Origin of the sequence: uncultured Salegentibacter sp. (genome assembly GCF_963972535.1) — a bacterium.
GTDB lineage: Bacteria > Bacteroidota > Bacteroidia > Flavobacteriales > Flavobacteriaceae > Salegentibacter.
The window spans coordinates 24,063-36,081 of sequence record NZ_CAXAVR010000017.1 but is presented as its reverse complement, the minus strand read 5'-3'; the positions used below and the strand labels follow the sequence as shown (position 1 = coordinate 36,081).

The 12,019-nt window shown below is 37.5% G+C and carries 9 protein-coding genes; 8 read left to right on the top strand and 1 reads right to left on the bottom strand.

Going from position 1 to position 12,019, the window contains the following annotated elements:
* Window positions 1-2 precede the first annotated feature (2 nt).
* The 4 genes from lepA to AACZ30_RS04085 all read left to right on the top strand — a co-directional run bounded on the left by lepA (window position 3) and on the right by AACZ30_RS04085 (window position 3,174).
* Window positions 3-1,775 carry a translation elongation factor 4 gene (lepA, locus tag AACZ30_RS04100; RefSeq protein ID WP_339647885.1) on the top strand — a complete coding sequence of 591 codons (1,773 nt, stop codon included), beginning with the start codon at window positions 3-5 and terminating at the stop codon, window positions 1,773-1,775.
* 48 nt (window positions 1,776-1,823) lie between these two features.
* Window positions 1,824-2,024: an addiction module protein gene (locus AACZ30_RS04095; RefSeq protein ID WP_339647884.1), complete on the top strand. Its 201-nt coding sequence runs from the start codon at window positions 1,824-1,826 to the stop codon at window positions 2,022-2,024.
* Window positions 2,024-2,326, top strand: coding sequence for a type II toxin-antitoxin system RelE/ParE family toxin (locus AACZ30_RS04090; RefSeq protein WP_339647883.1), 303 nt, complete (start codon window positions 2,024-2,026; stop codon window positions 2,324-2,326). Before AACZ30_RS04095 ends, AACZ30_RS04090 begins: the two co-directional genes overlap by 1 nt.
* An 86-nt stretch (window positions 2,327-2,412) precedes the next feature.
* Window positions 2,413-3,174 carry a YebC/PmpR family DNA-binding transcriptional regulator gene (locus AACZ30_RS04085; RefSeq protein WP_075325385.1) on the top strand — a complete coding sequence of 254 codons (762 nt, stop codon included), beginning with the start codon at window positions 2,413-2,415 and terminating at the stop codon, window positions 3,172-3,174.
* On the opposite strand, the gene AACZ30_RS04080 is transcribed toward AACZ30_RS04085, so the two are convergent.
* On the bottom strand, window positions 3,175-5,091 hold the full coding sequence (locus AACZ30_RS04080; protein ID WP_075325384.1) for a sodium:proton antiporter: 1,917 nt from the start codon (window positions 5,089-5,091) through the stop codon (window positions 3,175-3,177).
* Between the two features lie 304 nt (window positions 5,092-5,395).
* Between AACZ30_RS04080 and AACZ30_RS04075 the strand changes: the two genes are divergently transcribed.
* The 4 genes from AACZ30_RS04075 (at window position 5,396) to AACZ30_RS04060 (ending at window position 11,873) form a co-directional block, all read left to right on the top strand.
* Window positions 5,396-7,183, top strand: a complete 1,788-nt coding sequence (locus AACZ30_RS04075) for a cation:proton antiporter (protein WP_339647882.1) — start codon at window positions 5,396-5,398, stop codon at window positions 7,181-7,183.
* Window positions 7,184-7,286: 103 nt separating this feature from the next.
* Window positions 7,287-8,150, top strand: a complete 864-nt coding sequence (locus AACZ30_RS04070; RefSeq protein WP_339647881.1) for an MBL fold metallo-hydrolase — start codon at window positions 7,287-7,289, stop codon at window positions 8,148-8,150.
* A 57-nt stretch (window positions 8,151-8,207) separates the two neighbouring features.
* A complete protein-coding gene (locus AACZ30_RS04065; RefSeq protein WP_339647880.1) occupies window positions 8,208-9,881 on the top strand; it encodes a S8 family peptidase in 1,674 nt (557 codons plus the stop codon).
* 144 nt (window positions 9,882-10,025) lie between these two features.
* Window positions 10,026-11,873 (top strand): M1 family metallopeptidase, encoded by a 1,848-nt coding sequence (locus tag AACZ30_RS04060; RefSeq protein ID WP_339647879.1) that lies wholly within the window; start codon window positions 10,026-10,028, stop codon window positions 11,871-11,873.
* The last annotated feature ends 146 nt before the right edge of the window (window positions 11,874-12,019 follow it).

Below are 12,019 nucleotides of genomic sequence, written 5' to 3'. Positions count from 1 at the left end.
GTATAATCGCCCATATTGACCACGGAAAAAGTACCCTGGCAGACCGTTTACTGGATTTTACCGGTTCTGTAACCGATCGTGAAAAGCAGGAGCAGCTCCTCGATAGTATGGATCTTGAACGTGAGCGTGGAATTACGATTAAAAGTCACGCGATACAGATGGATTATGAATACGAAGGTGAAAAATATGTTTTAAATCTTATCGATACTCCGGGCCACGTAGATTTTTCTTACGAAGTTTCACGTTCTATCGCGGCCTGTGAAGGTGCTTTACTGGTTGTAGATGCAGCACAAAGCATACAGGCACAAACTATTTCTAACCTTTACCTTGCCCTGGAAAACGATTTGGAGATTATTCCGGTGCTTAACAAAGTAGATTTGCCTAGTGCCAATCCCGAAGTTGTAAGCGACGATATCGTAGACCTTCTTGGGTGCGAACATTCAGATATTATTCCCGCCAGTGCAAAAACCGGCCTTGGAATTGAAGAAATTCTTGCTGCAATTATTAAAAGAGTTCCGCCGCCAAGTGGAAAAGTAGATGCTCCTTTAAGAGCTTTGATCTTTGATTCGGTTTACAACCCGTTTCGAGGAGTAGAAACTTATTTTAGGGTAATTAACGGTTCGATCAAAAAAGGGCAGAACATCAAATTTGTTGCTACCGATAAAAATTATTTTGCAGACGAGGTTGGAACATTACGTTTAAAGCAATTCCCAAGGCAGGAAATTAAAACTGGTGATGTAGGATACCTTATCACAGGAATTAAAGATGCCCGGGAAGTAAAAGTGGGTGATACGATTACCGATGCTAAAAACCCAACTACAGAAGCAGTAGCTGGTTTTGAAGATGTAAAACCAATGGTATTTGCAGGAATCTATCCCGTGGATACCGAGGATTATGAAGAACTGCGCAGTTCTATGGAAAAGCTTCAGTTAAACGATGCTTCATTAGTATTTTTGCCTGAAAGTTCTGCTGCATTGGGCTTTGGTTTCCGTTGTGGATTTTTAGGAATGCTCCACCTTGAAATTATTCAGGAGCGATTGGAACGGGAATTTGATATGACGGTAATTACTACCGTACCTAACGTATCTTATAATGCATTCACAAATAAAAACCCTGACGATCTAATTCTTGTTAACAACCCGTCAGACTTACCGGAACCTTCTTCCTTAAATCGTGTAGAAGAACCTTATATAAAAGCTACCATTATCACTAAATCTGATTATGTAGGAAATGTGATGTCGCTTTGTATTGAAAAACGAGGAGAAATCACTAATCAAACCTACCTAACCACAGAGCGTGTAGAGCTTTCTTTCGATATGCCTTTGGCAGAAATTGTTTTTGATTTCTACGACAGGCTAAAAACTGTATCTCGAGGCTACGCCTCCTTCGATTATTCGCCAATAGGAATGCGCCAGTCAAAATTGGTTAAAGTAGATGTTTTACTAAACGGAAATATAGTTGATGCACTCTCTGCCCTACTTCACGTAGATAACGCCTACGATATTGGGAAGAAAATGTGTGAAAAGCTGAAGGAATTAATCCCGAGACAGCAATTTGATATTCCAATTCAGGCAGCTATTGGGGCTAAAATAATTGCCCGTGAAACCGTAAAAGCACTTAGAAAAGATGTTACCGCAAAATGTTATGGTGGTGATATTTCCCGTAAAAGAAAACTTCTTGAAAAGCAGAAAAAAGGTAAAAAACGTATGCGCCAGGTAGGAAATGTGGAAATCCCACAAGAAGCATTTATGGCTGTATTAAAGCTGAATGATTAGAAAATTGATTATTAGGTAATTTCGTATCTTTAGTTGAAAATAAGGACTATGGATCTTGTAAATAGAAAATATAACTTAATTCAAGAGCTCACTAAAGTTAAAGATGAGCGGGTTATAGAGGATATTGAAAAAATTCTAAGTCCTGATATTACAACTTCGCAAAAAGAAGAACTCGATAATAGAATAAAAAGCTTTGAAAAAAATCCCGAAAATCTTTCAGATTGGGATAGTTTTAAAGAAACCTGGTAATGTCTTTTTCGGTAAAATTCTTAGCTGAAGTTAAAACCGATCTGGCGGAAGCTAAAAAATACTACCTAAAAAAAGGAGGAACTTTACTTTCAGAAGATTTTAAAGCAGAAATAAATTCTGAAATCGATTATATCCGCAAATTCCCTGAACATTATCAGGTTCATTACCAAAACCTAAGGCGAGCTTTGGTTACAAAATTTCCTTATGCAATTTTTTATCAAATTTCAGAAAATACATTAATTATTTTCGCAGTTCTTCATACAAGTCAGGATTATAAAAAAGTTCACAAAAGAAATGATTAATTTCAAATCTCCCTGAGATCAGGGATGTTTTTCTGTTTTCTACATTTTCTTAATTTTGTAAGTCTACCATCTAAAAACTAAAAAAAATGGCCGGACATAGTAAATGGGCAAATATAAAACACCGCAAAGGTGCACAGGATAAGAAACGTGCAAAGCAGTTTACCCGAGCAATTAAAGAGATTAGTGTGGCTGTAAAAGAAGGTGGCGGACCCGATCCTGAAGCCAACCCGGCCCTGCGTAATGCCATTTCTAATGCCAAGGGTGTGAATATGCCCAAAGACACTATAGAACGCGCTATTAAGAAGGCTAGCGGCGCTGATGCCGATAATTATGAACTCGTAACCTTTGAAGGTTATGGACCCAACGGAATCGCGTTTTTTATTGAATGTACTACCGATAATACTAATAGAACTGTAGCTTCAGTTCGGTCTACTTTTTCTAAAAATGGTGGAAACTTAGGAACCAATGGTTCATTGGAATTCCTATTTGATAAAAAAGGGGTATTTACCATTGAACGGGAGAAAATAGAGATGAATCTCGAAGAATTTGAACTCGAACTTATTGAAGGTGGTGCTTCAAAAATTGAAAAGGAAGATGATTATATCACTATTTATACCGATTTTAATGATTTCGGCCTAATGGCTTCTAAATTAGAAGAATTGGAAATTGAAGTAAAATCTTCTGAAGTTCAAAGAATTCCTATGAATACCGTAGAATTACCTGTGGAAGACGCCAAAAAAATCCTGAACCTCGTTGAAAAATTTGAAGACGACGACGATGTTCAAAACGTTTATCACAACATGGAAATTACCGATAACTTAATGGAAGAAATGGAAAAAGAAGCTTAATTATTTTTCCTGTTCCTGTTCTTCTCTATCACCCTCTAAAGCGTCAACCGTTTCCTCTTCATCTATGGTTTCGTTGTAATCTTCTTCTCCTTTTTCTTCACGCTGAATTTTCTTTCCTAGATAAACTAACTGAAATCCTTCCTCAATCTCCACATCTGAGCTGTGCGAAGGTATAATAGTTAAACCTCCCTTGTTATTTTTTACAAATAGCGGGATAATATCAGGATCGGTTTTAGAAATTTCAATTAAGCCTTCATAATGTTCCTTACTGTTAAGTACTAATTCGTGGATTTTAGGATAACTTCTGGAAACTTCGGTTAGCTTTATATAATCATCGGTATGAGAAAATAAACCTTCCGCCGGGTTTTTCTCGGGATTATTCATTTCATCGGCAGTAATAACCCTAAATGACCCGTTTTCTCCAAACTGCTTTTTAAATTTTGTTATCGCCGTTTTATTAATATCACTGTTTCCGGTCATGGCCATTAAATAACCAATATCATTCAGTTCAACATTATTCATTAAATCATCTGAATAAACGCTGCCTTCAATAGCATCAATCCCCAAATCCCGGGCTTTCTTTACATTATCAGAATTATTATCCAGGAGCACTACGTGCCGCTCATTATCGTGTAAATATTTTCCTATTAATCTTGCTATAGATGAAGCTCCAATAATTAAAATTCCTTGTGAATCTTTTATAAAAACGCCCACCAAACGTGCAAAAAGCCTTGCCGTGGCTGCATTTAATAAAACCGAACAGAGTACGATCATAAAAACTAACGGAGTAATATATTCGGCGCCTGCAATACCTTCACGCGCCAATCGTAAGCCGAATAAAGAGGCAATACCGGCGGCTACAATACCACGAGGTCCAACCCAGCTAACAAATGCAATTTCATTAACTTTTAAACCTGAACCCAGAGAACTTAAAATTACTCCCAGGGGCCTAATTAGTAAAACCACCACTCCAAAAAGAATAAGCGAATTCCAGTTAAAAACCAGTAAAAGCTCTTCAATTTCAATATTTGCAGCTAATAAGATAAAGAGTATAGAAATTAATAAAACACTTAGTGACTCTTTAAAATACAGCAGTTCTTTTATATTGGGTAATTTTTGGTTTCCCATAACCATTCCCATAATAACCACAGCCAAAAGTCCGCTTTCGTGGGCAAATGTATCAGCTAATACAAAAACTCCCAGTACGGTTGCCAGGATAAAAACATTGAGTAAATAGTGCGGAATTATCTGCCTTTTTATTAAAAAAGCCAACAAGTGGGCGAAGGTGAACCCAAATGTAAATCCAAAAAGTAAAATCTTACCAAATTCAATTAACGCTGTTTGAGTAAAATCCTGTCCTCCTTCAACCCTAATAAATTCAAACATTAAAACCGAAATAAGCGCACCTATAGGATCAATTAGAATTCCTTCCCATTTTAGAATCGAAGAAACGTGTGATTTTAAAGGAATATTCCGAAGAATTGGGGAAATAACCGTAGGACCGGTTACAATAATTAAGGCTGAAAATAAAAAGGAAATTTGCCAGGAAAGATCAAATATAAAATGCGCGGCTAAACCTGCACCTAAAAAGGTGACCACTGACCCAACGCTGATAAGTTTTAAAATTACCGGACCAATATTACCAACTTCACTTCTTTTAAGAGTTAATCCTCCTTCAAAAAGAATAACTGAAATAGCAAGAGAAACGAAATAAAACAAACTTTCCCCAGGGAATAAGCCTTCAGAGCCATTCCAAATAGGTTCTACCCATTTGGTACCGTCTTCACTAATTAAAGTTGAAATAGGACCAACTAAAAGGCCAATTAAAATAAGTGGTAAAATTGCCGGGGTTTTAATCTTCCAGGCTAACCACTGGGCCAGGATTCCCAATATTACCAAACTTGCAAGTTCTAACATGCGTTAATTATTTGAGCTATAAATTGCTATTTACAAAAATAGGTTGATTTAATGGCAACTCTCTAAGGATTTCAGGCTTTTTACTGAATAATTGAGTTTTAAATGTTTCAATTCCTTCCTCAATCTTTCAATACTTCTTGCTTCAAATCAGATTATTTTTCTTTGAATATTTCTTAGACGTACTCCGTTTAGTTTAATTTCAGAATATCTAATAAATACGATTTATAGTCATTTAACATAAATAAATATCTGTAATTAGTGAAAATATTGATATTTTGTAGGTTCAACCACCAAAATATTCTTTATGGAAGAATTAAATATCCTTAGTCTCCTAATTATTTTATTCAGTGCATGGTTAGGGGGCTCTGCCGCAAAAAAATTAGGGTATCCCGCAATTCTGGGAGAGCTGATTATAGGAATTTTACTTGGTCCCGCCCTGTTGGGAATCATGGAAACTTCTGAAATGATTAACGTCCTGGCCGAAGTCGGTATTATTCTGCTTATGGTTTATATAGGGATGGAAATTAATTTCAGGGATCTTGGAAAAGCTTCCTGGCCCGGGCTTTTAGCCGCTATTGGTGGTTTTATCGTGCCTTTTGCCCTTGGTTATTATTCCATAATTTATTTTGGAGGGACGCAAATGGCAGCAATTTTTGTGGCAATTGCGGTAGCCGTCACCTCACTCGCAACTAAAAGTAGAATACTCGTAGATTTAAAACTTCTCAATACCCGAATTGCTTACGTTCTTATGGCCGGTGCCCTTATTTCTGATACGCTCGCACTGGTTATTTTCGCAGGAATTGTAAGTTATGTAGACGCCGGGAGTATTGATACTCTTGGCCTGGTTTGGGTTGCCGGGAAAGCAATCTTATTCTTTGTTTTTACCGCACTTGCAGGAATTTATTTATTACCGCTATTAGGTAAATTTTTAATGAAGTCTAACTATACCAGTAGAACGCTACATTTTACCTTAATTCTAATTATTGTACTAGGTTTTTCTGAATTAGCAGAAGTAGCTGGATTACATAGTATTCTTGGAGCTTTTATGGCCGGTTTGTTTATTCGTGATGGTGTTTTTAACAGGCAAATTTCAAAAGATATTAACCATATATTTCACGATATTTCTATAGGTTTTCTGGCGCCTATCTTCTTTGTTTCCGCAGGATTTAATGTCACCCTTGAGGTCTTTCAAACAGATTTACTTATGCTTATAGTTGTAACAGTGGTTGCTATGGTAGGTAAAATCCTTGGTACTGCACTTTTTTACCTTCCCAGCGGTTATGGTTGGCGAGAAGGTATTGCCGTTGGGACCGGAATGAATGGGCGTGGCGCCGTAGAAATTATAATTGCAGGAATTGGTTTACAAATGGGCATTATTACAAGCGAAATTTTCTCTATACTCGTTTTTATGGCCATTTTCACCACCCTTACCGTCCCACTTTTCTTAACCTGGACTACAACCTGGCTAAGAAACAGAAACGAATTAGTACATCAGGAATCAAGATCAGGTTACATAATTTTAGGTGCCAATCCGCTTGGTTTGTATATGGCGAAACAACTTCAGCAAAAAGATGATGATGTGATTATTATAGATGCCAACCGCGAAATGGTTGCCGAAGCTAAAAAACAGGGCTTTAATAGTATGTACGGTAATATTCTAAAAGAAGAAACCCTGGAAGATGCCAAAGCCATAGAAAAAGGCACTTTTATAGGACTTACCGGCAATAGTGAAATAAACTTCCTGGCCGCACAACTGGCAGACGATGCATTTTATATTCCAAATAAAATTGTATTGGTTTCCCCTAGTGAAAGCGGCACCGATGTAGATATGCTTGATAAAATTAATGCTACTTCCCTGTTTGCCAATAAAACCGAATTAAAACCCTGGGCAGCAAAAATTAGCAATGGTAATTTTGAAGAAAAAACATACACGGTAGAAGAAGAAATTTCTACTCGGGAATGGGTAAAACAGCATAAAGACGATAAAAACTCTATTCTTCCATTTTTTATAGTTAATACTGAAGGAATTAAAAGACCTTTCCATTATAACGATACTATAGATGAAGGAGAAAAAATAATTTACCTGGAATAGCATTAATTTTAACCTCTTAAATTTTTGAAACATGCCTGCTAATAGAAATTTAGCAGCGCATGTTTTTTGCTTTTAGTAATTTGCAGAACCTAAACTGAATATTATGAAATTATACCCTATAGAATCTGGAAATTTTAAATTAGATGGTGGTGCTATGTTTGGTGTAGTCCCAAAAAGCCTGTGGAGCAGAACAAACCCTGCTGATTCTAATAATATGATAGATATGGCAGCCCGTTGCCTGCTTATAGAAAACGGTGATAAATTAAGTCTTATAGACACCGGAATGGGCGATAAACAAAGCGATAAATTCTTTGGTTTTTATTATCCCTGGGGTGAACATTCTTTAGATAAATCGCTTAAACAATACGGATTTCACCGAGATGATATTACCGATGTTTTCCTAACACACCTTCATTTTGACCACGTTGGAGGCGCCATAAAATGGAATAAAGACAAAACCGGGTATGAACCGGCTTTTAAAAATGCAAAATTCTGGAGTAATAAAGATCACTGGAAATGGGCAATAGAACCTAACGCCCGCGAAAAAGCTTCGTTTCTTCCTGAAAATATCCTGCCTATGGAAGAAAGCGGTCAGCTACATTTTTTAGATCGAAAAGAGAACAAAAGTTTCATACAGTCTCAGGAATTTGATTTTGGCGTGCTGTTTGTTGATGGACATACCGATAAGCAAATGATTCCGCATATTCAGTATAAAGATAAAACCCTTGTTTTCATGGCAGATTTGTTGCCCACAGCCGGTCATATTCCTTTACCATACGTTATGGGATTTGATACCCGGCCGTTACTAACTTTAACCGAAAAAGAGAAGTTTTTAAAACAAGCGGCAGATAAAGGTTATTATTTGTTCCTGGAGCACGATGCTCACAACGAAATTATCACTTTAAAAAACACCGAAAAAGGAGTTAGGTTAGACAAAACCTTTACTTTTAATGAACTTTTTAATTAAGTTGAATTCTGTATAAAATCAATTAAATTTTCAGATAAATTAAATTCAATAGAATAAATGAAAATACCCTTTTTAAAACCAGCATTAGTAATGGGAAGCGCCCTTATTTTAGCTTCCTGCGGAAGCGGCTCCCCAAAAATTGTTTCTACCCCAATTGCGAATATAGATTCTATTCCGCTTAAAATTACAGATCTTACTGAGACTCAACTCCAGGGTTGGGGCGGGGCCGATCTTGTAAATGATACTATTCCGGGAATGAGCGTTGATAAAGCTTATTCAGAAATTATTAAAAACAACAAAGGTCAAAAAACTATCGTAGCCGTTATAGACAGTGGCGTGGATATTGAGCACGAAGATCTTGATGGTGTAATCTGGACCAATACTGATGAAATTCCCGGTAATGGAAAAGACGACGATAATAATGGCTATATAGACGATATGCACGGCTGGAACTTTCTTGGTGATGCCGTAGAAGAAAATATGGAATACACCCGTATTTATAAGCGTTTAAAGCCAAAATATGAAGGTAAATCGGCTAGTTCTATAAGTACTGCAGATCGTGCCGAGTATATATACTACCAGGAAGCTAAAGAAGAATACGAGAAAGAATACGCTGAAACAGTACAAAACAAAAACCAGTACGAGCAAATTAAAAAGCAATTGGTAGCAGCCCACCAGGCTGTTTCTTCGCAACTTGGTAAAGAAGATTATACTAAAAAAGAGCTTAATGAAATGGAAGCTACCGGGCAATTGGCACAGTATAAAGCCATGTTGCAGCAAATTCAAAATAATGTAAACGAAAATATACCTGAAGCCTTAGATGAATTGGATGAAGGTATTGATTATTATGCCGGCCGTTTAGATACTCATTTTAACTTAGAATTAGACGGCCGTGCACCCGTAGGTGATGATCCTTATGATATTACTGATACAAACTATGGAAACGCCAATGTTATGGGACCTTCACAAGATAAAGAAGATCTAAAGCACGGCACCCACGTTGCGGGAATTATCGCTGCAGAAAGAAATAATAATATGGGTATTAAAGGTGTAGCCAATAATGCTGAAATTATGGTTTTACGTGCCGTACCAGATGGTGATGAGTACGATAAGGATATTGCACTGGCAATTCGTTATGCAGTAGATAATGGCGCAAAAGTGATTAATACTAGTTTTGGAAAATATTTTTCTCCTAATCCAGAGTGGGTTACAGAAGCCATTCAATATGCTGCAGAAAACGATGTTTTAATAGTAAATGCAGGAGGAAACGAAGGTCTTAATTTAGACGAAAACACGGTTTATCCCAACGATCAAACCCCGGAAGCACCCCAGGAAATTTCCGATAATTTCTTAACCGTTGGTGCTCTTAATTTTGATTATGGGTCTCAACTGGTAGCCGATTTTTCTAACTACGGAAAAACAAATATTGATGTTTTTGCTCCGGGAACTAAGATCTGGTCTACAACGCCAAATAATGAATACGAATATTTACAGGGTACCTCTATGGCTTCACCAGCCGTGGCTGGGGTAGCTGCAATTATTCGTTCATTTTATCCAAAATTAAGCGCTGCAGAGGTTAAACAAATTATCATGGACAGTGGTTTAACCACTAATGCCAATGTAATTGTAGGTGGCGATAGAAGCAATACTAAAGATTTTAAAGAATTATCTACATCAGGTAAAATGGTAAATCTTTACAATGCGCTTATTTTAGCCTCACAAACCAAATAGAATTAAAGTAAACTCCTGTGCAAGCCACGCCACGAGGCATAAATAGGAAAAAATATTTTAATTTCGAGGCATCCCGATGCTTCGGGACGGAGCATTTAAATCTCGATTATCGAGTAATATTTTGATCATAAAAACCACAATTAAATGAAGAAATTATTATTAAGTCTGGCCCTAGTTGCAACCTCTCTGGCCAGTGCCCAAAACAACACCAGCTACTGGCAACAGCACGTAGACTATAAGATGGAGGTAGATATGAATGTTGAAAATTTTCAATATACCGGTACACAGGAATTGGAATACACCAATAACTCACCTGATACTTTAGCTCGCGTTTTTTATCATTTATATTTCAATGCTTTTCAACCCGGAAGTGAAATGGATGTGCGCTCTACAAGCATACAAGATCCAGATAGAAGGGTAGGAGACCGCATTTCTAAATTAACCGAAGATCAACAGGGTTATTTAAGAGTTTCAAGCCTTAATCAAAACGGAAACGAACTTTCCTATGAAGAAGTTGGAACCGTGCTGGAAGTTGAGCTAGACGAACCTATTTTACCGGGAGAAAAAGCTACTTTTAATATGAAATTTAAAGGCCAGGTGCCCGAGCAAATTCGCCGTTCCGGTAGAAATAGCTCAGAAGGTGTAGCGCTTTCTATGAGCCAGTGGTTTCCTAAAATGGCAGAATATGATTTTGAAGGATGGCACGCAGCACCTTATATAGGCCGTGAATTCCACGGGGTTTGGGGAGATTTTGACGTAAAACTTACCATTGATAAAGACTATACCGTTGCCGCTTCAGGATACCTTCAAAATCCAGAAGAAATTGGTCACGGCTATTCTGATGAAGAAGTAGAAGCAGAAGGTGACACGCATACCTGGCATTTTGTAGCACCAAAAGTGCACGATTTTACCTGGGCTGCAGATCCTGAATATATTCACGATAAAAGAACTGCTGAAGACGGAACTGTACTTCACTTTTTCTATAAAGACAATGATGAAATAAAGGAAAACTGGAAAAATCTTCAGGAAAAAACCGAAGATTTACTAATATTTTTCAATGAAAATATAGGCCCTTATCCGTGGGATCAATATACCGTAGCACAAGGTGGCGATGGCGGAATGGAATATGCCATGCTAACCTTAATTACAGGAGAACGTAATTTTGGAAGCCTTGTAGGTGTAACCGCTCACGAACTTGCACACGCCTGGTTTCAGCATTTAATGGCTACAAATGAGAGTAAACACGAGTGGATGGACGAAGGTTTTACCAGCTATATTTCCAGCCGTGCAATGAACCAGGTTATGGAAACCTATGCTGAAAATCCGCATACCGGTTCTTACCGCAGCTATATGGGCTTAGCAAACTCGGGGATGGAGCAACCACAAACCACCCAGGCAGATCGTTATGCTTTAAACGCCGCTTATGGCGCATCTGCATATTCTAAAGGTGCGGTATTTTTAGCGCAATTAGGCTATGTTATTGGAGAAGATAATCTTGATAAAACTTTAAAGCGTTATTATGACGAATGGAAGTTTAAACACCCAACGCCAAACGATTTTATAAGAGTTGCCGAGAAAGTTTCAGGTGCAGAATTAGACTGGTATTTAAACGACTGGACGCGTACTACTAATACTATAGATTACGGAATTAAAGAAGTTACCGAAGCAGATGATAATTCGACTAAGGTAACTTTAGAAAGAAAAAAATTAATGCCTATGCCTATAGATCTTACTGTTCGTTATACCAATGGCGAAGAGGAAATGATCTATATCCCGTTGCAAATAATGCGTTGGGAAAAATCTGCAGAACACGAAAACTGGACCGTAGCAAAAGATTGGGCCTGGGCCTATCCAACCTTCGAATTGAACATAGATAAACCACTTAGTGAGATTGAAAGTATAGAAATAGACGAATCTCAACGAATGGCCGATGTAAACAGGGATAATAACCTTTATACTGCCGAAGAATCTTCAGAAGAAGTACAGGAGTAGTTTTTCGAAATTTTTAAATTAATAATTAGACCTCACAGTTTTATACCTGTGAGGTCTTTTTTTATGAGAGCTTTTATCATTACTTGGTACGTCATTCTGTCCCGAAGCTTCGGGATTGTTTCAGAATTTAAGCCTCTTAGAACTCC

Coding starts and splice junctions, on each gene's coding strand:
- AACZ30_RS04060 (WP_339647879.1), top strand. CDS start 10,026: ATGAAGAAATTATTATTAAGTCTGGCCCTAGTTGCAACCTCTCTGGCC.
- AACZ30_RS04070 (WP_339647881.1), top strand. CDS start 7,287: ATGAAATTATACCCTATAGAATCTGGAAATTTTAAATTAGATGGTGGT.
- AACZ30_RS04090 (WP_339647883.1), top strand. CDS start 2,024: ATGTCTTTTTCGGTAAAATTCTTAGCTGAAGTTAAAACCGATCTGGCG.
- AACZ30_RS04095 (WP_339647884.1), top strand. CDS start 1,824: ATGGATCTTGTAAATAGAAAATATAACTTAATTCAAGAGCTCACTAAA.
- AACZ30_RS04085 (WP_075325385.1), top strand. CDS start 2,413: ATGGCCGGACATAGTAAATGGGCAAATATAAAACACCGCAAAGGTGCA.
- AACZ30_RS04080 (WP_075325384.1), bottom strand. CDS start 5,091: ATGTTAGAACTTGCAAGTTTGGTAATATTGGGAATCCTGGCCCAGTGG.
- AACZ30_RS04065 (WP_339647880.1), top strand. CDS start 8,208: ATGAAAATACCCTTTTTAAAACCAGCATTAGTAATGGGAAGCGCCCTT.
- AACZ30_RS04075 (WP_339647882.1), top strand. CDS start 5,396: ATGGAAGAATTAAATATCCTTAGTCTCCTAATTATTTTATTCAGTGCA.